This window comes from Ligilactobacillus araffinosus DSM 20653 (genome assembly GCF_001435375.1).
GTDB classification, from domain to species: Bacteria; Bacillota; Bacilli; order Lactobacillales; family Lactobacillaceae; genus Ligilactobacillus; species Ligilactobacillus araffinosus.
The window spans coordinates 123,663-142,988 of sequence record NZ_AYYZ01000025.1 but is presented as its reverse complement, the minus strand read 5'-3'; the positions used below and the strand labels follow the sequence as shown (position 1 = coordinate 142,988).

24 protein-coding genes are annotated in these 19,326 nt (G+C 30.2%); 22 read left to right on the top strand and 2 right to left on the bottom strand.

Features of this window, described 5'->3' with window-relative positions; genetic code table 11:
* Positions 1 to 88: 88 nt before the first annotated feature.
* Both FC64_RS07400 and FC64_RS04295 read right to left on the bottom strand, forming a co-directional pair.
* Positions 89 to 265 carry a hypothetical protein gene (locus FC64_RS07400; protein WP_202987258.1) on the bottom strand — a complete coding sequence of 59 codons (177 nt, stop codon included), beginning with the start codon at positions 263 to 265 and terminating at the stop codon, positions 89 to 91.
* Between the two features lie 77 nt (positions 266 to 342).
* Positions 343 to 1,500: a site-specific integrase gene (locus tag FC64_RS04295; RefSeq protein WP_057906716.1), complete on the bottom strand. Its 1,158-nt coding sequence runs from the start codon at positions 1,498 to 1,500 to the stop codon at positions 343 to 345.
* Between the two features lie 116 nt (positions 1,501 to 1,616).
* Here FC64_RS04295 and FC64_RS04290 point away from each other — a divergent pair, with 116 nt between their 5' ends.
* The 22 genes from FC64_RS04290 (at position 1,617) to FC64_RS04180 (ending at position 19,312) form a co-directional block, all read left to right on the top strand.
* Complete coding sequence (locus FC64_RS04290; protein ID WP_057906715.1) at positions 1,617 to 1,811, top strand: hypothetical protein; 195 nt, start codon at positions 1,617 to 1,619, stop codon at positions 1,809 to 1,811.
* Positions 1,812 to 2,750: 939 nt separating this feature from the next.
* Positions 2,751 to 3,212: a cbb3-type cytochrome oxidase assembly protein gene (locus FC64_RS04285; protein WP_057906714.1), complete on the top strand. Its 462-nt coding sequence runs from the start codon at positions 2,751 to 2,753 to the stop codon at positions 3,210 to 3,212.
* Between the two features lie 556 nt (positions 3,213 to 3,768).
* The gene (locus tag FC64_RS04280; protein WP_057906713.1) at positions 3,769 to 3,963 is read left to right on the top strand and encodes a hypothetical protein; all 195 of its coding nucleotides are present in this window, start codon (positions 3,769 to 3,771) and stop codon (positions 3,961 to 3,963) included.
* Positions 3,964 to 4,266: 303 nt separating this feature from the next.
* Positions 4,267 to 4,476, top strand: a complete 210-nt coding sequence (locus FC64_RS04275) for a hypothetical protein (protein WP_057906712.1) — start codon at positions 4,267 to 4,269, stop codon at positions 4,474 to 4,476.
* A gap of 1,583 nt (positions 4,477 to 6,059) precedes the next feature.
* Entirely contained in the window at positions 6,060 to 7,409 is a 1,350-nt protein-coding gene (locus FC64_RS04265; protein WP_057906710.1) for a hypothetical protein, read from the top strand.
* 44 nt (positions 7,410 to 7,453) lie between these two features.
* Entirely contained in the window at positions 7,454 to 7,663 is a 210-nt protein-coding gene (locus tag FC64_RS04260; RefSeq protein ID WP_057906709.1) for a hypothetical protein, read from the top strand.
* A 5-nt stretch (positions 7,664 to 7,668) separates the two neighbouring features.
* Positions 7,669 to 7,911, top strand: a complete 243-nt coding sequence (locus FC64_RS04255) for a hypothetical protein (RefSeq protein ID WP_057906708.1) — start codon at positions 7,669 to 7,671, stop codon at positions 7,909 to 7,911.
* A 168-nt stretch (positions 7,912 to 8,079) separates the two neighbouring features.
* Complete coding sequence (locus FC64_RS04250; protein WP_057906707.1) at positions 8,080 to 8,805, top strand: HNH endonuclease signature motif containing protein; 726 nt, start codon at positions 8,080 to 8,082, stop codon at positions 8,803 to 8,805.
* A gap of 67 nt (positions 8,806 to 8,872) precedes the next feature.
* Positions 8,873 to 9,028, top strand: a complete 156-nt coding sequence (locus FC64_RS07395; RefSeq protein WP_202987257.1) for a hypothetical protein — start codon at positions 8,873 to 8,875, stop codon at positions 9,026 to 9,028.
* A 22-nt stretch (positions 9,029 to 9,050) separates the two neighbouring features.
* Positions 9,051 to 9,236: a hypothetical protein gene (locus FC64_RS04245; protein ID WP_057906706.1), complete on the top strand. Its 186-nt coding sequence runs from the start codon at positions 9,051 to 9,053 to the stop codon at positions 9,234 to 9,236.
* On the top strand, positions 9,236 to 9,475 hold the full coding sequence (locus FC64_RS04240; RefSeq protein WP_057906705.1) for a hypothetical protein: 240 nt from the start codon (positions 9,236 to 9,238) through the stop codon (positions 9,473 to 9,475). Before FC64_RS04245 ends, FC64_RS04240 begins: the two co-directional genes overlap by 1 nt.
* Complete coding sequence (locus tag FC64_RS04235) at positions 9,475 to 10,353, top strand: hypothetical protein (RefSeq protein WP_057906704.1); 879 nt, start codon at positions 9,475 to 9,477, stop codon at positions 10,351 to 10,353. Before FC64_RS04240 ends, FC64_RS04235 begins: the two co-directional genes overlap by 1 nt.
* A gap of 53 nt (positions 10,354 to 10,406) precedes the next feature.
* Positions 10,407 to 10,886 carry an HNH endonuclease gene (locus FC64_RS04230; RefSeq protein ID WP_057906703.1) on the top strand — a complete coding sequence of 160 codons (480 nt, stop codon included), beginning with the start codon at positions 10,407 to 10,409 and terminating at the stop codon, positions 10,884 to 10,886.
* A 1,046-nt stretch (positions 10,887 to 11,932) separates the two neighbouring features.
* Complete coding sequence (locus FC64_RS04220) at positions 11,933 to 12,463, top strand: phage terminase small subunit P27 family (protein ID WP_057906701.1); 531 nt, start codon at positions 11,933 to 11,935, stop codon at positions 12,461 to 12,463.
* Entirely contained in the window at positions 12,460 to 14,361 is a 1,902-nt protein-coding gene (locus tag FC64_RS04215) for a terminase TerL endonuclease subunit (RefSeq protein ID WP_057906700.1), read from the top strand. Before FC64_RS04220 ends, FC64_RS04215 begins: the two co-directional genes overlap by 4 nt.
* Positions 14,362 to 14,404: 43 nt before the next feature.
* On the top strand, positions 14,405 to 14,605 hold the full coding sequence (locus tag FC64_RS04210) for a hypothetical protein (protein WP_057906699.1): 201 nt from the start codon (positions 14,405 to 14,407) through the stop codon (positions 14,603 to 14,605).
* Positions 14,605 to 15,765 (top strand): phage portal protein, encoded by a 1,161-nt coding sequence (locus FC64_RS04205; RefSeq protein ID WP_057906698.1) that lies wholly within the window; start codon positions 14,605 to 14,607, stop codon positions 15,763 to 15,765. The genes FC64_RS04210 and FC64_RS04205 overlap by 1 nt, the downstream gene beginning before the upstream one ends.
* A gap of 92 nt (positions 15,766 to 15,857) precedes the next feature.
* A complete protein-coding gene (locus FC64_RS04200) occupies positions 15,858 to 17,717 on the top strand; it encodes a phage major capsid protein (RefSeq protein WP_057906697.1) in 1,860 nt (619 codons plus the stop codon).
* 127 nt (positions 17,718 to 17,844) lie between these two features.
* On the top strand, positions 17,845 to 18,156 hold the full coding sequence (locus FC64_RS07390) for a hypothetical protein (protein WP_057906696.1): 312 nt from the start codon (positions 17,845 to 17,847) through the stop codon (positions 18,154 to 18,156).
* Complete coding sequence (locus FC64_RS04190; protein WP_202987256.1) at positions 18,134 to 18,508, top strand: phage head closure protein; 375 nt, start codon at positions 18,134 to 18,136, stop codon at positions 18,506 to 18,508. The genes FC64_RS07390 and FC64_RS04190 overlap by 23 nt, the downstream gene beginning before the upstream one ends.
* A complete protein-coding gene (locus FC64_RS04185) occupies positions 18,501 to 18,947 on the top strand; it encodes an HK97 gp10 family phage protein (protein ID WP_057906694.1) in 447 nt (148 codons plus the stop codon). The genes FC64_RS04190 and FC64_RS04185 overlap by 8 nt, the downstream gene beginning before the upstream one ends.
* The gene (locus FC64_RS04180) at positions 18,944 to 19,312 is read left to right on the top strand and encodes a DUF806 family protein (protein WP_057906693.1); all 369 of its coding nucleotides are present in this window, start codon (positions 18,944 to 18,946) and stop codon (positions 19,310 to 19,312) included. Before FC64_RS04185 ends, FC64_RS04180 begins: the two co-directional genes overlap by 4 nt.
* Positions 19,313 to 19,326: the final 14 nt, after the last annotated feature.

Below are 19,326 nucleotides of genomic sequence, written 5' to 3'. Positions count from 1 at the left end.
AGTCCCTTATTGCCTAATTAATAAAGTGTCCAATTTTTGGGGTTCACTTCATACCTCGCAGTCCCTTTTTGTAAAATTTATTTGATTTTTATTTATCTTCTTTATTAACATTTGATGTTGAAGCTGCTTGTGATTGAATTGTTTTTTCTTCTTCAAGTAATTCAACAATTTCTTTTAGATATTTAGCTTCATTAGAAAGCTCTGTCGCTTCTTTTTTCTTTTCATCTTCTTTATTCTTAGCAAATTTATTAACAAATTTAACCATAAACTGTACCTCTTATAAAACCTGTAATAACAATACTTACAGAACCTTATAAAAAAGTTGTACCTAATGTTGTACCTTTAATCTTTGATAAAGTTGATAAAAGTATTAAAGTTATTAGTTTCCATATCATGATTAACCTTTGTATAGATATTCATGGTAGTTTGGATATTAGAATGACCTAAACGCTTTTGAATGTATTTTAGGTTTGCTCCACTTTCTAATAATAAACTAGCATGAGTTTTTCTAAAGTTATGACTTGTTAATACTGGTAAATCTTTAGGGCAGTACCGATACACAGTTATTAACCAACTCTCAAGATTGGCTGATTGATATAGGTTACCCTTAGCATTAAGAAAGATAAAACTATCATCAGTTATTTCACGTTTATTGGCTTGTATTAGCTTGTTTCGATAAGTGTTAATGATATTAATCGTATCATCATCAATACTAATTACACGGTTACTAGATTTGTTTTTAGGGGTAGATAATTCTACCTTTCGAGTTTCAGAATTAAAATAAGTAACTTTATTAACTGTTAGAGTGTGTTTATCTTTGTTAATGTCCTTAAAGGTTAATGCTAAAGCCTCAGCAGGTCTTAATCCTGTAAATGCTAAGATACGGAAAAAACAATAATATTGGTAATTAACTTGCTTAGCAATGGCTAAAAATGTTTTTAATTGCTTTCGATTAAAGATATTGTTTAATTTTTGATGGATATAACGCTTTTTAACAGTAGGTTTAGGAAAGATAACAGCATTAAGTGGATTACTACTAATTAAACCTAACTTAACAGCATATTTAAGAGGTTTATTAACAATGATTACATAAGCTGAATAAGCATTATATTTATCAGCTAAATCATTCACTAACTTTTGGCACACAATAGGGGTAATTTTGAATAATTGTAACTTTCCTATTTTAGGTTTTATTTGTGCATTATATTTTAGTAGTTTTGCTTGCGCAGTTATTGGCTTAACTGTATGCTTGTAACTTTCGTACCATAAATTAAATAAATCATCAAAAGTATTAACCCCTAAATTATTCGATTGAGTAAATACATTAGAAGTTATCGCAAAATCTTTTCTAACTTTCTTGATGTATTCCCGTGCTTCCTTTGCTGTTTTAAAGCCTTTTTTCCTTATGTTGCGTTTCTTTCCATATAAATCTAACCCCAGATAATCAAATACTTGATAGCGTACCAAACCGCTATTGGTTTTGTATTTGGTTATCTTCAAAAATATTCACCTCCATTAATAGATATTAAAAATATAATTAAATAAAATCAACTACAACATAGGTTTTTCTGGTATAATTAGATGAATAAATGAATTAATGAAAGGAGTTTGTTATTATGGCTAATTATAAACAAATTAAATTAAGACCAGATAAATTTAAAATGCTTAAATATCTATCAGTAACAGAAGGAAAAAATATGACTGATTTACTTGATGAATTGCTTGAAATAGGCTTTAAAACAAAATATAAAGGTGTATCTATTGGAGATATTGTAAATAAAGATATTCAAAATAATAAAGATGAGTTTTAATTTTTTCTTGATTTAATAAAGTAATATGGTATCATAGTGATGAAAAGATGATTATTCATCTCAATTGAATAAAGAGATAAATAAAAAAGCTCAGGTACGGGAATACCTGAACTCTAATAGTTTCGTAGGTTATAAATAAGAAACTAGAGTTATTATATGCTTTTTTAGTGGCTTAATCAACCTTTATTATCGGTTTAGGGTCATTCCCTATCTAGTGATACTAAAATACATGCGTGTTAGAGTTTGAGATTGCTCTAATGTAGTTAAAACTGGTGTGCTGAACCATACTGTAAACAGTCATAAGCAGTAAAAGACGTGGGTAGGAAGCCTGTAATCTAGCTAACACTTATCCTAATTTGAATTAATCTAGTGGAGTTCTTCAAGCCTTATCCAATTAAAAAACAAGGTAACATTCTTATAGGAGCATGGGGCAGGAGAGCTTAAACAAGTGCTGAATGAACTTATTGAGATTATTAATTATAATAGTTTGAATAAATTCATTCAGGTATCAAAAGAAGCAGAGATACTTATTTTTTTATAGCCTGAAATAGGCTAAGTATCTTGAGAGAGCTTACAGCTCATAGTGCTAACAGTTAAATAGTTGTTCTAAAAGAGTTACAATTTTGTAGCTCTTTTTATTAAAAATGAATAAATGACTAGATTATTATTCATCTTTGTGTATAATAGTATATGTAGGTTATAAATAAGAAACGAGGAATAACAAATGATTAAATGTTCAGATATTGAAATACTCCTGATAGTAGGGATATTAATGTTTAGCTTAATTAATAGTACAGTTTCATGTGTTTTAGCTTGGATATTAGCTGGATTAGTTCTTGTACATATTATTTTCAGCAAAAAAACATGGAATAAGTTATTTAATAAATTAATGAATTAACGTTATATAGCTGAAATTAAGATATTAAGGAGTGTTTGAAAATGTTAAGTTTAAAAGATTATGTAGAAAATAGAAATAAGGTTATTAAGGATTACAACAAAGGAAAGCATAATAATTCAACATATTATAAAGGGTATATGTTTAATAGTAGTACCCAGAAATTAATTATTAACAAATGGTACAAACAAAGAGAGTACAATTATGAGGATATTCAAAGTTACTCTTGTACAAAAGATTATGATGGAATTAAGGGTATTGGTTGCTTAGGTTGGTTAATTATTATTGCTTTATGTTTTGTTGGTATTGGTTTCTTTATTCTTCTTTGGGCTATTTTAAAGCGAAAGAAACAAATGTTAGGACACCTTGCAATCTATGTAACTATGAAAGATGGTACAACTGAAACCATTAAACTCATTGATAAACCAACAGACGTAAGGAAAGCTCAAAAGCAAATCAACATGTATAATAAAATGAGTTCCTTATTAGGTAGTATCATAAAATAAATAATCAAAGCACTTATCAGTAATTGGTAGGTGCTTTTTTTAGTCATTATCGTTATAATAAAGGTATAAAAGAATAGCCCCGAAGAGCTTCTACAAAGGGTTACTCCTCAGGGCTACTCAAAAACTGGGTCAAATAAGTAAGACCATAGGTTAATATGATAATCAGTCATTTAACCATTCCTTTTACTAAATTATCCTTAATCAGAGGACAAGTAATATTATACCAACTTTATGTAATAACACAATATGTAGTGTTTTCTACTTTTTCTATATGTAATATTTTGTATTGACAAATATTAATTTTGTGTTAAACGTTTGACAAGTATACTGATATGGTATTTAATAATGTTAGTCAATAAGTAAGACCATTGACTACTACTAAATTGTAGACTAATCATCTACTAAATTAGGGACTAATCAACCCTACAATGTTATTCATGTTTATACATCTCCTTTCTTGCTTGTTCCAAGAAAGGTTGTTTTTTTTTACTCAAAATTAACGACCAAGCGTTATAACTCTGGAAACTTTAGATTATAAGTGAAAGGAGTTGATATAATGTTAGGTTGTTTTATTACTTTATTATTTTTATTAATAGCAATAATTGTTATTTTTGTTATTGTTGCTTTTCCAGTTGCTTTATTAGTTGGACTTGGAATAGCTTTAATATGGCTGTTAGTTTGGCTATTAATACACCATACAATTATTGGGGTAATACTGTTGATTGCTATTATTTTGTTTGAATTTATTTAATGGTATTATAATAAAGGTATCAGTTGAAAAGCTGATAGATAATAAATTACTTCATATTTACTTACATTTATAGTTTAAGATTTGTTTTTAGACCTTAGCAGGTGGCTAGGGTCTTTTTTTTATTAATATTTAAACTATATACTTTTATATAATTTTATGTAATAATCTAAATAAGATATTAAATATCTTATTTCTCTCTTATAAAAAAATCTAAAGGAACAACCAATCTTCATTCTCTTTTTCTCAGGTTGTTCTTTTTTGTTATAATTATATCGAACATACGTTCTAGAAAGAGGATAAAATATGATTGATTATAACAAGTTAGCAAGAGTTGATTACCTTGAGAAAAAGAAACACTTCAACCATGCTCCTATGCCTTTGAATGAAAGAGCAAGTATTTTCAAAGGTTTTGACGCACTACCAGGATTAAAAGAAGAGTTTAGGAAAGCTGAAATTAGACATGCTAAAAAATATGAAAGGGAAGAACGTATTTACAAATATGGTAAGAAATAAAGCCATATAGTAGCCTTTAAGGTATTTATACATAATTATCTTTAAAATGGCTATATCGGGCTTATATGGCTTTCTAAGGGTATTGTGTAGCTTATTATTGTTCTATCCCGTACAGAAAATAAAATAGTACATAGCAATTAAACGCTATATATTTCCATTTTAAGCATTTTTAGCTTTTTAGGGTAATTATACCTAACTAAGGATAAAGTGCTTGTATCGTGCTTATATGGAACGAGAGGGGCAAGTGAGGCGGCACTCTTTTTTTATTTCTTTTCTGAATAATTGTACTCACTAGCTAGCAACTTTCTATCTATATATTTTTGACACACCTATTATTATCCTTATTTTTAATTGAAACACCTATCTTTATTCTTTCTCAAACTTTGACTAACTTCCCTTTGTGTTTCTTATCTTTGATATTGAGATAACTAGAATAGAACTCCTTACTTAATTGAAACACTATCCTTTATCTTTGATTGAAATTGACTAATTAACTACTACCTCAAACTCTGACTATCTGAATACTTGTACTATCTTTGATAGAATATCTGACTAACTCCTTACTCTGTATCAAGAGAAAACTGAAAGCGATAGCGCTAAGTTAGAAGGCGATAGCCGATAACTGTTCGCTACCTTGACTAAGGTAGTGTTTTGCTAGGCTTTCCAAAAAGCCGTAATCTCCAAACTGAATCTGAAACGAAAAGAAAAATCGTATCTCTACCTAAATTTGAAAATGGTACTTTATCTCTTTTAAATCTCTAATGGTTTTTTTAAAAACATTGGATTATTTTTTGTCTACTTTTTTGGAACTCAAAAAAGTTAAATTAGAAAGTACGTTAAGAATAAATATATCAAGGATACTTAATGTATACTTGTATATTTTTCAAGTATTTTCTATGTTTCTTTATAGGAGCTGAAAGCTCATATTTAGAAACATATAAATGTTATTTGTTGTAGACTTCCTTAGAAGGCTATAATAAATGTTATTTATTATTAATTAGCGATTAAGGCACTCAAAAAACAGCCCTCTATCCCTTGCGTATCAACGTGTTCAGCGATTTTACAAAAAAGCAAAAAATTGCAAATTCTTGCAAAAAGTAGTGATATTCACAAAATCTTCACAATTACGAAAACCCTTGATACTATTGGGATTGAGCGATTTTAGCATTTTTTGCATTTTTTTTGTTTTTTTATTTTTTGCAATTTTTGGGGGAATATTTTGAGATAAAAAAGAAGTATGGTATACTAAAATCACAATCAAATAATAATAGTTGTCATAATTAATTACAAAAATAAAAAGATAAACTAGCTTAAAAGCTAAATACAGTACAGGAGGAGCGCAGTTAGCATAACAACACAGAAATAGAGACAACGCTGAAAAGGCTACTAATAATAGCTTATTTAGTTGTATTGTCAATCTGTTGAGTTATGTTATCAGCTCCTTTTTTGATACTCAAAAATTGCCTCTATTTCTGGACTATAAATCTTAGATTATAGAAAAAGAAGAAATTCTATATTTATTAATGAAGGGGTTCAAAACGAATCTTAAATTATATTTGTACAACAAATGGAGGTAATTAATTATGGCAAATAATAATAACAATTCAACAATTTTAATTCCAGACAAATTCATTAATCAAAGTAACTTAATTCAATTTAATTCTTTTGAATTAAAGCTACTTTTCAACTCATTAAAATCACAACGTCAGAAATTCAAGAAATCGGAAGAAAAAAAGATTGATACACTGATTGCTAAGTTAGCTGATATTGATTTCATTCAAACGCAAAAAACAGCTAACAATCATATCATCATCAATGTTGACCCATTATATCGAGATGCTAAAAATGGTACACAGTTCAGTAGGTATACAACATTAGATATTGACATTATCAATAGCCTCAAAAAGAAGAAAGCTATTCTATTGTATGTTTTTGCAAAAAAGGAAATTAAAAAACCAGATAAGCAACAGGCTAAAGCAGTAACAGTATCAAAAACAAAATTAAATAATTTTACTGATTACCGCAACCTCAATACTCTTGATACTTTGGTTGCTGAAATTAACAAGGTAAATGATAAGCAATCACTATCATTTGAATATGACAAAAAGAATAAAGCCTTTATGTTTACTCTTGAAGATTTAGTAATTGAATCAACAAATAAACGCTCATTAGTTGATGATGCTGAAAAGGACTTGGCTAAGGTTTCAGATGAGAAGTTAGATAGTATGTTTATCGATATTGCTACTGAAATCATTAAGCGCAATGGTGGAGATACAGGTATCAATGCTGTTGATATGTTGAAAGACATCAAAGAGAACAAAGAACAAGAACCGACTACATATGCAGGAGCTATCACAGCCATCAATAATGAAAACGACAGTAAGAACTTATTAATCAAGCATAGTCAGCTAGAATACTTAATTGAAAAAATTGATCGAAAATTAGAGTTTATCGACTCAGTCGCATATGAAAAAGCAACAGTTAATGAAAATTATCGAGAATGGGAGTCTGAAAAAGAATTTAATTCTGCTGTTCCAGATATTAACCAAGCGATTAATGAACTGAAAAAACCTGAAAATAAGACAACAGTTCAATTATTAATGGATATTGAAGAAGAAGTAGACGTTAATATTCTCAATTATGGAACTGTTCAACTAGAAATGGACTTAAAACCTTATACTTTATCAGATTTTGAATTATTAGATGACCTGAAATTAATCAAAGTTATTAAAGCAAACACTGAAAAAGTTCAGCTATTGACTGATGCAGGAGTTAAGTTCCGCAGACCAAGTTATTTAGTACCTGTATTGGAAAAAGTAGTAAATGTTCCAAAGGTAATTGTAACTGAGGACATGTTACCAGACTTCACACCAGATACAACCGAATATGAACCATTGGATTTCAGTGATGAAGTACCAGAACTAACAATTTAATAAACATTAGATTATATATGAGAACAAAGAAAGAGGTAATCAATATGAATGACAAAGCAATTAAAGATTTAGAACAATTTTTAAATGACCTTAAAGGATTAGATGAAGTAACAATTAATAGCGATGATATTAGTACGCTAGTACGAGGCTTCAACCACCTTGAAGCCGAAGTAACAGCAAGAGATAAGCAGATTGAAAGTATTACTAAAGTATCAAAATCAATTATTGATAGTTTGAAATCTCAAGGGAGGTAAAAAATATGTTTGATTTTAACTCAAAGGCAAATAAACAAGAGCAAGCGATAATAGCCTACCTTAAAACTCAGCACAAAAAGAATGGCTTATGGAACGAAACAACAGTTGAGAAAATAGCGAAGGATTTTGATACAAATATTGAAACAATAGAAAGAGTACTAAAGTCCATTCAAGATAAGCTGTTGTTTGATATTAGGTTATCCGATGGAAAGGTTAAAAGTTATTGTGCTATTGGGTTGTTCAAATAAAAATTCTATACTAATAAAGAGGAGTTAAATAACTCAATTATTATAAAATAATTAGAAAATAAGAATAGTAAAAAAGAAATACTATATTTATTAATGAAGGGTTCAAAAGAAATCTTAGATTATATGTGAGGGCAAAAAGAAAGCCCTAAAAAATGGAGGTAATTAATTATGGAAATGATTAAAGAATTAAAGAAATCAAATGCAACAGAATTATATGTTATGGTTATGAACTTTTGGGATAGAAACAAAATAGTTAAAGATAAGCAGGGAAACTTGTTCACTGTACTAAAAGATAACCAATACTTAACTCAAGAAGAGGCAAAGAGCCATAATGAATACTTTAAGAAATTAACAGATAGAGTATTACTTAGCTCTAATGGTTATACATATAATCTATTAACAGGATATAAGAACTTTGGTCGAGATAATAACTTTGGTTACCTTACAATCAGTTATCAAGGAAAAACAACAACCATGAATAACTTAGTGTATAAAACATTTATTTCAGATATTCCAGAAGGCTATGTTATCCACCACCTAGACCATAACCCTTACAATAACAACATTAGTAACCTTGCAATGATAACAAGGGGAGAAAACTTAGCTGAGCGTTTCAAATTCAATAAGAATCTTGGAAAAGAAATGGCAAGTAAGCAAAATAAAAATTACATTTATGATAAAAATTCTAAAATCTTATTCAAAAATAAAGCTAGTGTAGCTCAATATGTTAAGGGATTGATTGCAGGAGTTACAGCTTGCCTTGATGGTCGTTTCAGTACATACAAGGGATTAGATTTAATTCAACTTTCCGACCAAGAACAAGAAAAAGCAAGCTCATTTAATTTTTTTGAGAGAGGAACAAAAATGGTTAAACCATCACAAATAACATTATAGACTTTTAAAAGTAACAAATCAATAGAAAATAAAAAGAAATCTTAAATTATATAAGGAGTGGTTAGGTATGACTAATGAAGAAATACTAATGATGGCTGAGGAAGAAGAAAAGAAAAAGCCAAAGAAACAGCGTCTTGAAGAACAAATAGCCATGTATGAAAGGCTAAAAAGAGGCTGTGAAAGGCAAATAAACAGAATTAAAAAAGAAATTGAAGAATTATAAAAACTAATAGGAGTGATTAGATATGGATAAGTTAATTAATCAAGTAATTAGCGTGTTAGTAGGAATTTCAGTATTTACAATTTTAGGAATGTTATTAGGAATAATTAAGACAACATTAGGAGTTGCAATAGCTCCTTTCGTTGTTGCTTTAGTTGTTTTAGTGGTTAATTGGATTATTCAAAAGTTTAAAAAGAAAGAAGGTAAATAATGATGAAAAAATTATCAAATATTATCTTTAGATTTATTACAAACTTATTTATGTGTTGCGTATCTTTTAGTTTTTTGACCTTTGGCTTTGCTATTATGCTTAGTCTTTGGGATTTGAGTATTTTCGGAAAAGTGCTTGTAATCGGAATTGTGCTACTTTCCTTAGTTTACGCTTACTCTCAATCAACGATTGAAAAGAACGAATTAATTAACAATATCAAGAAAGGGAGTGATGATTAATGGTAATGCTTGATATGGAAATGTTAATGGCAGTAAAAAATGAACGAAACTTTAAAACTCAATCTCATCGCCTTTACAATGAACTTAACTATAGTTCATTAAAAGACGCAGAACAAGACTTACTTCACTATTTTTGTAATAACAAATTGCGAAAGATGACACTTAATGAGTTCCGCAAAATCTGGAACAACACAGCAGAGTATGACGGAAAAAATAAGAATAGGAAATATCTATTATATCAACTTACATATTCCAGACAAGACATACTCAGGAAACACCAGAAAGAAAAAGACCAAAAGCATGAAACGCTTGAAAGTTTAAAATTCAATTATGTTCCTACATATACAGTTGATGAAGAACCAAAAAAGGAAGAAAAAAGTCCATTAGAAAAGCAAAAAGAATTAGTTTTAACGAATTTATGGCTACTTTTCCCTCGTGCCAAAACCCAAAAAGCATATATAGAAGCAACCCTAAATGGTAAAGACTTCAAATTTGCGAAAACTGTAAATGAAAATATTATGCTTAAACAAATCAGTGATTACTCTAATAAGCATAGAAAGGATTTTGATAAAGTTTTAAATCGTGAATTGAGTAACAAGGATAAGAAGTTACTTAGTTTCATCAATACTTTCCTTAGCGTTGAAGATAATGGAAAAACATTATTTGAAATTCAAGGAAAACAAGCTGAATTAATTGAACAGCACAAAAAACTTTTTGAGGATTTAATTGGAACGTGTGGAGAAGGTAAAAGCCATTATATCACACACCAAGTAGCTTTATTAAATCATTGGGAACAGATTGAATACCAACAAGAAAAAGGTTATATGATTGAATACTTGAGAATTAAAAAAGAACAACTAGAAAAGAAATTAAATTAAAGATTATTAGTCCTACTGAGTTAGGGCTTTTAATTGTATTAGGAGGTAATAACATGAAGTATAGAGAATGCAAGAAACCAACATGTAATGAGTTAGTTCAATTTCCAGAAAGATATTGTCCTAAACATAAGTTAGAGAATGAACAACAAAGGGAACAAGAACGAAAAGAAAAAAGCTATAAGAAAATGAAACTATATAATCAGCATAATCGAAACAAAGAGGCTAATAGTTTCTATCAATCCAAGCAATGGAAACAAACAAGGAACTATGTCATCAATAGAGATAATTATACATGCCAAGTATGTGGAGAAGTAATAACAGATAGGAAAATAATAGACCATATAATTCCTTTACGTATTGATAAGGATAAACAATTAGATGAGAGTAACCTTTGGACTCTTTGCTATCGTTGTCATTCAATTAAAACAAACATAGAAGAACAGATAATAAACAGTCCTAATGGTATTAACAAGATTAAACATGTATCAAAAGATAACTGGAAAAAGTATATAAAAGAAAGGATAAAGGATTAATGAGTATAGATATAGTATTGATAATAATAGTAGTAGCAGTATTAATCTTAATCAGTATAGTTACTAATTATATCAACAATAAATTAAATAGAATAGAAAGTAAGTTAATAAGTATTGATAATAATATTAAGTACAACCAATACTTAATCAATACTCAAAATAATAATAGTTATCCTGATACTGATAAGGATATAAGGGTAGTTGTATATGGTAATGATAAAGAAGTGTATAAGTATTGGAGAGATTAATATGTATAAGTGTAAAGAGTTATTAGATAAGATAACTACAACACCAATTAAAGTAAGAGTACAAGATAAGATATATACAATGTATTATAAACAAGGAACACTAACAAACCTATAAGTACAATTATAATAAAGTATTAGATACAATTAGGTTATAAGTATAGTTATAATACAACAACATATAACAGCACATAGTAACATAAGTAAGTGCGAGCGATAGCAAGCACGCACGGCAAAGAAAAGAATAAGATATAAGATAATGATACTAGTACACCTAGACTTGAAGTCTAGATAACTTTCATTAGGTTTAGTTATAGATGCGTAACATTATTTATTATAAGATGATTTATTTATAGCTTTAATGAATTTTATTAAACGTTTCATACACCACCAAAGACATGAATTAAGTTTCGTGTCTTTTTTAATACGTTACGTTATAACATTGTGAAAAGATTAAAAAACATTTTTTCAATGACGTTATAAAAATAGAAAAAGAAAATGAAAAACTTTTCTGAATTTAAAAACAAGCCCCGCCCTACATTGGCTAGGGTAAAAGCACACCTAAATGGGAACTCGCTTACGTTTTATATAGTAAAAACTATTTAAAAGTGTTAAGGGGCTAACAAAAACCATAATTAATCACTCCTTTCTTATAGAAAAGCCTATATAAAGCCATTCAGAGCTTTTAGGGCTTTTTTATTTTGCTCAAAATTAAGGCTAAATAGTTATAAAAGTGTGCAACTTAGACAGATTAAAAACGTTATTAAATCAATATTTTTAAAATAAAGGGGTGTAGGAACAATGGCACGACCACCAAAATTAACAACAGATAGCAAGGATAGAAAAGAACAAAGGGAACGAACAGAAAATTTAATTGAAAAGAGTAAAGAATTATCAGATATAACAAAAACACCTCCTAAGGAATTAAGAGGAACAATCGCAGGTTATGCTTGGAGTAGATTAATTCCAGAGCTTGAAAAAATGAAGTTTGTAAAAGCTCCAGATAAGGATATTTTAGTTTTACTTTGTATGAACATTCAATTATACAGAGAAGCATTTGAAAGCATTAAGGAAAATGGAATACAAACCAAGATATTCAAGACAGTAGTATCTCCAACAACTGGGGAAATTCTTAGTAAAGATTTCCAAGGGTTCAAAAAGAATACAGCTGTTGATACCTTGACAAGTGCCACTACAAAGATTGAAAGTTTATCAAATAAATTAGGTTTAAGTCCAGTAGCAAGAGCAAGCATACTTGAAAAGGTAAAATCAGAAGAACCAACCAAAAAGCAATCGGTAAAAGATTTACTCTTTGGAGATGATGAAGAATGAGAGCAATTAATTTAACTAAATCAGACGTATTAAAGGAATATCAAATTGAAAAGAAAAATGGTTGCTACAAGGATATTTTTGATAAATATAAAAATGACCCTGCTTTTCAATACTGTGTAAAGGTCTTAGAAAATCAAATTATAACATGTAACGATATTAAACTAATGGCTTTTAGACATTTACAGGATTTAAGGAGAGTTGAAGAAGAACCTGAAAACTTCCCTTATTATTATGATTTAAGAATGGCTAAAGCGATTGTTAAGTTTAGTGGTTTATTAATTGATATTAGTACAGGTAATCCCCTTAAACTCATGGACTGGCAAAAATCTTTAATGTGTATGATAACCGCATGGAAGAATAGAAAAGATGGCTCTAAGCGTTTCAACAAGGTTATTTTTAGTGTTGCTAGAACAAATGGTAAAACAGCTTTATGTGCAATCTTAATATTATTTGAATACTTAGTTAATAGTATTAGTAAAACAGGACAAGAAATAGTATTAGTTGCTCCTAACAATACTCAAGCGACTAAAGGTTATTCATACTTACAGTTACAAGCCAATAGACTTAGAGAGTATGAAGCATTTGATGATATTTTTAAAGATAATCAAATTGAAGTACAAGCAGACCAGATTATTAGTAAGTTATCTCAAAATAAAGTATTAAAGATGAGCTTTGAAAGTAAGAGATTTGATAGTTTACACCCGAGCCTTGTAATTGCCGATGAGGTTGCTGATGATACCAGAAGTGCCTTAATTGATGAAGGTATAGGTAAGTTAAGTTCGGGACAAGGGCAAACAGATGCTCAAATGGTATTAATTAGTACAAGTTATCCTGACCCGAACTCTTTCTATCATAAGCAAGAAAACATGATGAGGGATACCTTGAATAAGGATAACGAAAGAAAACTAGATAATATTCTTATGGTTAATTACACTCAAGATAACCTAGAAAAAGAAACATTTGAACCTGAAACATGGTATAAGAGTAATCCACTATTAACTTTGCCTAAAGTAGGGGAAAAGCTCTTTGATAATCTTCAAAAAGAGAGAGATACCAAAGAGGCAGAAGGTAAATTATTCGAGTTTCAAAACAAAAACCTTAATTGTTGGCTTAATCATCATGTAAACAACTACCTTGAACTAAAGGATATTGAGAATAGTGTAGTAGACACAAAACCAATAAATATAAATGGCAAACAGGTTTATATCGGAATGGACTTGAGTAACTTTAGTGATGACACTTCAATAGCTTTTATCTATCCTTATCAAGACAAAGGACAAAATAAATTTTACATTGAACAACATAGTTGGATTCCAACAGCAAGAAGTCAAGTAAGAATAGACCTTAAAGAAAAGCAAGATAATATCCCTTATAGAACATTAGAACAAGAGGGCTTTTGTGATATTGCTCAAAATAGGTTCGGATATATCAACTATGATGAAGTATTTGAATGGTTGTTAAATTATATAGATGAGAATGACTTAGATGTTCAATCTATTTGTTATGATGCTTGGCGTTCTGATAAATTAATTAAATTAATTGAAAGTAATACGCCTTATAGGTTAATACCACTAAAGCAAACAGTAACTTACCTTAATGACACTACTAAGGATTTTCAAAGAGACATTACAGAAGGTAAGATTACTTTTCTTGATGACGGGATAATAAAAACAGCTTTGAGTAATGCTATTCTTTATCAAAAAGAAGGTCTTGTAAAGATAGATAAGAACAGAGCAACAAGAAAAATTGATTGTGCCGATGCTATTATAGATGCTTACTATCGTGCAAGACTACATTTCGATAATATTGAAGAAGTAGAAAAGCAGAGTAGCCACCCATTCCAGAACATGACGAATAAACAAATTAATGACATTTTTGGAGAAGATTATACTTTCTAATTTAATCGTTATAGACATGAAATTTAATAAGGAGGGAAACAGCATGAGTTTTAAAATTAAAAATAAAGCCTTACTATTATTTATTAACTTTTTACCATTTACATTAATTACCTTAGGGCTTATTTCATTCATCGTTGGCTCATATTTAATTAATCCAATACTAGGGACATTTATTTTAGGTATTGCTCTTATTGTTATTGGTTTAATGATTATTCCAATTAAAGTAGAAGGAGATGGTAACTAATGTATAATCCGTTTCACTTTAACCAAAAAGACAAACGCTCTTTACAACTGAATAATACAGCTCCTTTTATCGTAACTGGAGGGAAGATTATTAGTAATAATCTGACCGTATCAGCAGAAGAAGCATTGAAGCATAGCGATATTTATGGAGTGGTTAATAGAATTAGTTCAGATATAGCCTCAGCAAGTATTGACATTCAAAAGCCATTTCATAAGGTAATTGAAAATCCAAACAAGCGACAAACCAAGTTCGGTTTCTTTCAAAGTGTATTAGCAAGTATGCTACTTACAGGAAATGCTTTTGTTACTATTCACAGAGATGGTTCACTTGTACCTGATGAATTAGAATTAGTACCTAGCGCTAATGTACAAATGTTATTAACAGATGATTTAGATATTTTGTATACTTTTAGTTACAACGATGGACGACCTGATAAAACTTTAGAAAGTAAAGACGTGTTACACTTCAAGCTCCTTTCAACAGGATATGAAAGTAATTTATATACTGGTCGTTCTCCACTTGAAAGCCTCGTTAATGAAGTTGCAATTCAAAATAATTCAAACAGACTAACTCTTAATACCTTACAGAGTGCTATCAGTCCTACTAATATTCTCAAGGTTGAAAAAGGTATTTTAGACAGTGAACATAAAAAGAACCTTAAACAAGCCTTTGAAAATAGTATGCGTACAGGTTCAACTGTTGTATTAGACCAATCAGCAGACCTTAAAACAGTTCAAATTAATTCAGACGTTGCAAACTTTTTGAAGAATAATACGTATACAAGTAATCAAGTTGCAGTAGCTTTTGGTATTCCTGCTAGCTATGTAGGTCTTAATGCAGATGAACAGTCAAGTATTGATATGATACGTTCTCAATACATTTCTTGTTTAAATACTTATATAAAGCCTATTGAACAAGAACTAAGTAAGAAATTATCTTATAACAATATCTTAGATGTTAAGGTTAATATTCTTGATGCAATAGATACGGATAACCAAGCATTAATTAAGAATGTAGTAGATTTATCCAATGCTAAAGCTATTTCTCCAGAACAAGCTCAAACAATCTTAGCTAACTACAAAGCTCTTGGTATGGATAAGGTTGTAAAAGATACTGGATTACAGAATACAGATACAACAGAAAAGGTAGTAGAAAATTAATTAATTAGAGTTACCAAAAATGGTAGCTCTTTTTTTATAAAATTTTTTTAAATGCGTTATAGATACGATTAATCAAATGGAGGTGAGAAATATTGCCAAAGGTAGCAGAAAAAGCTGATATTCGTACAATCAACAATCATATTAGAGCAACTAAAAATAATGATAATGAACATATTATTGAAGGAAAAGCTATTGTATTCAACCAACAATCAGAATACATGGGTTTTTACGAAATCATAAAACCAGAAGCAGTTGAGAATATTGACTGGAGTAAGACCTTACTTTTATATGACCATGAATTTTCCAACATTCTAGCTAGAGTAGACGCAAAGAATTTAACAATTAACGTTAAAGAAGATGGAGTATATTTCCAAGCTACTTTGAACAACTCAACCCTTGCCAATGATGTCTACAATGACATTAAATCAGGCAATGTAAAAGGTTGCTCATTCGGTTTCAATATTGCAGAAGGTGGAGATGATTGGGATTTTACTGATGATGGAACACCATTACATATCGTTACAAAAATTGAAACAATTCCTGAATTATCTCTGACACCTGTTCCTGCTTATACGCAAACTTCTGCCTCTGTCGTGAGGCACTTAGAAAACATTAAGGAGGTACGAAAAATGGCTAAAGAAGAAAAAGAAATTAAAAATGAAGAAAAGCCAGTTGAAGAACCAAAGGCTGAAAAGAAAGATGAACCTAAAGCTGAAAAAGAAGTAAAGGCTAAGGTTAGTGTTAATACAGATGACCTTATGGCAGCTATTCAATCGGCTAAAGAATTGTTAGAACAAGTTAAGGCAGTTAAAGGTTCAGATAAACCAAAAGAAGAAAAGGTAGAAGAACCAAAAGAAGAAAAGTCTAAAGAAGAAAAGCGAGCTTGCGACAAGAAGGAAGCCAAGCGAGCAGAAAAGGAAAAGGAAGAAGTTCCTGAAGATGAAAATTTAGGTAAAGACGTTATAGAAAATGAAAAAATTAAAGAACCTAAAAAAGATGAAAAAGGTTCAGAAAAAATTGGAGGTAAGAAAGATATGACTCAAATTTTAAAAGAAAAAGACGAAAACAAGAAGTCAGAAGAAGTTCGCAACTTTGAAGCATTCTTGAAAGGTGAAACACGTGCATTGACAGATGGATTTAAGGAAACTCCAGATGGTCAAGCAGTTATCCCATCAGAAGTTCTTTCAATGCAAAAGCAACCTAACGACCCTTCACAATTAGAAGGATATGTAAATAAGGTTCAAGTAACAGCTCCAGCAGGTCGCTTACCTATTTTGCAAAAAGCAACAGCAGTATTAGCAACGGCTCAAGAGCTCCAAGAAAATCCTAACATTGCAAACGCAACAATTAATAAGGTAACTTATGAACTTTCAACTTATCGTGGTTCATTACCAATTTCTAAGGAAATGATTTCAGATTACCCAGATATTAGTTCTGTTTTATCTGACTATGTACAAGAAGTGCGCAAGCAAACGGCTCAAAAGGCTATCGGTGCTGTATTGCAAACAGCTACAGCTGAATCAGTATCAGATTTAGACGGTATTAAGGCTTTATCTAACAAGTTAATCCCTTATGGCGATGATGTTAAGTTCGTTGTTACAGCCTCAATGTTCAACGTTATTGACACAATGAAAGACGCAGAAGGACGTTACTTATTACATGACGATATTACAACAGCCTCAGGTAAGACATTGTTCGGACATGAATTAATCGTTGTTCCTGATACAATCTTAGGTTCAGATGGAGATACAAAATTCTTTGTCGGCTCACTTAAAGGCTTTGTATTGGAAGCATACAAGGACGACATGTCAGTAAATTGGACTGAAAATCAATATTTTGAACAAGTATTAGGTGTATATGTACGTATGAACATTGTAAAGGCTGATGAAAAGGCTGGTTACTTTGGTACATTTACAGCACCAAAAGCTGTATCAGCTAGCGCAGGTAAGTAATTAGTGCTGAGAAACGCATTCAGAGGTTAAGTTCAGCATTTAACCTTATAAGTTAATTAAAACAAATCGCCTATCGAAATACACAGTACCTATTATATAGGGGCGGTTAATAGAGGAGGTGCAATAAATGGAAAAAGATGATTTTATTAATTCTATGCTAACTTACTTACACTTAGATGATGACCCTGAAACAATGCAAGAATTAACCGCTATTGTTGATGGTAGTATTGCCACAATCATTAATGGTATTAATCAGAGTTTAACTTATGACGATTTAAAGGCAGATAATCAATTTATCATGGCTTTACGTACATTGGTTACTCAAACGTACTATGATAGAGAGTTAGCTAATGGATATTCATTCGGTTTCCTTAGTTATGTTGCTCCTTTACAGGCTAAATATAGCGAGGTGGGAAATGATGATGAAACAGATAGCTAAAAATCGTTTCCAACCTTATCAGTTTAAATCTACTGTTACTTTTTCAACTCTCACTACTCAAGAGAACCCTTATACAGGTATTGAAGAACCTGTAAAGCATGAAGAATTTAAAAAGCGTTTTGCAAAAGTAAAACAAACACTTAATCAAAAGTATTCAGTGCTTGGTACTCAGTATGAAAATTCTTTTAATATTGCTATCAGACATGATAAACGCCTTGAACAGTTTGATTATCTTATAGCAACTATTAATGGTGTAGATTATCGCATTATTGATATTAGTTTTGATGATGAAACTTATAACAGCTATGACCTTATTACTCTTACTAAGAAAGAGGGTAATGGTAATGGCTGATGAAGAACTTAGCAATCAATTAAAGAATTGGATAAATCAAGTACAAGAGGCTACTGAGTTAAGTGTAGATGAACAAGCAGAAGTTACTAAAGCAGGAGCAGAGGTCTTTAAGTCTGAACTTAAAAAGGTAACCCCTGTTTCAGACCGTAATTCAGACCATGCAAAAAATCATGTTGTAATGCAAAATACCGATATTGACGGTAATAAGAATGGTAGTTCAGTAGTAGGTTACGATAGTGAGAAAGCCTATATCATGCGTTTTATGAATGATGGTACAAAGTATTACCCACGTAAAAAAGGTAAGAAGTTTGGTAATAATCATTTAAACTTTTACTCAAAACTGTTTGCTAACAATAGCGTACAGAATAGGGTTTTAAATGCTAATGCGGAAAAGCTAAAAGAGATTATAAACCGTAAGCAAGGGGGAGGAAACGAATGAGTACAATAACAGATACTAAAAAACTATTAACAGGATTCCCTCATATTGATAAGGTTTATACTTACCAGATTCCCGATAGCGCAGTGAATACAACCGATAAAACCATTGCATTACTTAGAGAGGTTCAAGTACAAACAGATGAAGAGGGAAACAATAGATTTAACGCTATAAATACTCAGTTACAACTTCAAATCTTTTTAAAGAAAGATATTGATTTTGACACTGAGCAATTTCAGATAGACCTTTTTAGGTTATTTGAAAACAATCAATATGAATGTTATACGTTCGGTGGTTGGGTATCAGACCCAGACACTGGGCAATTATTTAATTCAATTTATATCGAAAAATTAAAGTATACAGATTAATTAGGAGGAATGCA

Bases quoted from the DNA above. Each gene is read 5' to 3' on its own strand.
- FC64_RS07400 (WP_202987258.1), bottom strand. From the start codon at position 265: ATGGTTAAATTTGTTAATAAATTTGCTAAGAATAAAGAAGATGAAAAG.
- FC64_RS04290 (WP_057906715.1), top strand. From the start codon at position 1,617: ATGGCTAATTATAAACAAATTAAATTAAGACCAGATAAATTTAAAATG.
- FC64_RS04285 (WP_057906714.1), top strand. From the start codon at position 2,751: ATGTTAAGTTTAAAAGATTATGTAGAAAATAGAAATAAGGTTATTAAG.
- FC64_RS04280 (WP_057906713.1), top strand. From the start codon at position 3,769: ATGTTAGGTTGTTTTATTACTTTATTATTTTTATTAATAGCAATAATT.
- FC64_RS04275 (WP_057906712.1), top strand. From the start codon at position 4,267: ATGATTGATTATAACAAGTTAGCAAGAGTTGATTACCTTGAGAAAAAG.
- FC64_RS04265 (WP_057906710.1), top strand. From the start codon at position 6,060: ATGGCAAATAATAATAACAATTCAACAATTTTAATTCCAGACAAATTC.
- FC64_RS04260 (WP_057906709.1), top strand. From the start codon at position 7,454: ATGAATGACAAAGCAATTAAAGATTTAGAACAATTTTTAAATGACCTT.
- FC64_RS04255 (WP_057906708.1), top strand. From the start codon at position 7,669: ATGTTTGATTTTAACTCAAAGGCAAATAAACAAGAGCAAGCGATAATA.
- FC64_RS04250 (WP_057906707.1), top strand. From the start codon at position 8,080: ATGGAAATGATTAAAGAATTAAAGAAATCAAATGCAACAGAATTATAT.
- FC64_RS07395 (WP_202987257.1), top strand. From the start codon at position 8,873: ATGACTAATGAAGAAATACTAATGATGGCTGAGGAAGAAGAAAAGAAA.
- FC64_RS04245 (WP_057906706.1), top strand. From the start codon at position 9,051: ATGGATAAGTTAATTAATCAAGTAATTAGCGTGTTAGTAGGAATTTCA.
- FC64_RS04240 (WP_057906705.1), top strand. From the start codon at position 9,236: ATGATGAAAAAATTATCAAATATTATCTTTAGATTTATTACAAACTTA.
- FC64_RS04235 (WP_057906704.1), top strand. From the start codon at position 9,475: ATGGTAATGCTTGATATGGAAATGTTAATGGCAGTAAAAAATGAACGA.
- FC64_RS04230 (WP_057906703.1), top strand. From the start codon at position 10,407: ATGAAGTATAGAGAATGCAAGAAACCAACATGTAATGAGTTAGTTCAA.
- FC64_RS04220 (WP_057906701.1), top strand. From the start codon at position 11,933: ATGGCACGACCACCAAAATTAACAACAGATAGCAAGGATAGAAAAGAA.
- FC64_RS04215 (WP_057906700.1), top strand. From the start codon at position 12,460: ATGAGAGCAATTAATTTAACTAAATCAGACGTATTAAAGGAATATCAA.
- FC64_RS04210 (WP_057906699.1), top strand. From the start codon at position 14,405: ATGAGTTTTAAAATTAAAAATAAAGCCTTACTATTATTTATTAACTTT.
- FC64_RS04205 (WP_057906698.1), top strand. From the start codon at position 14,605: ATGTATAATCCGTTTCACTTTAACCAAAAAGACAAACGCTCTTTACAA.
- FC64_RS07390 (WP_057906696.1), top strand. From the start codon at position 17,845: ATGGAAAAAGATGATTTTATTAATTCTATGCTAACTTACTTACACTTA.
- FC64_RS04190 (WP_202987256.1), top strand. From the start codon at position 18,134: ATGATGATGAAACAGATAGCTAAAAATCGTTTCCAACCTTATCAGTTT.
- FC64_RS04185 (WP_057906694.1), top strand. From the start codon at position 18,501: ATGGCTGATGAAGAACTTAGCAATCAATTAAAGAATTGGATAAATCAA.
- FC64_RS04180 (WP_057906693.1), top strand. From the start codon at position 18,944: ATGAGTACAATAACAGATACTAAAAAACTATTAACAGGATTCCCTCAT.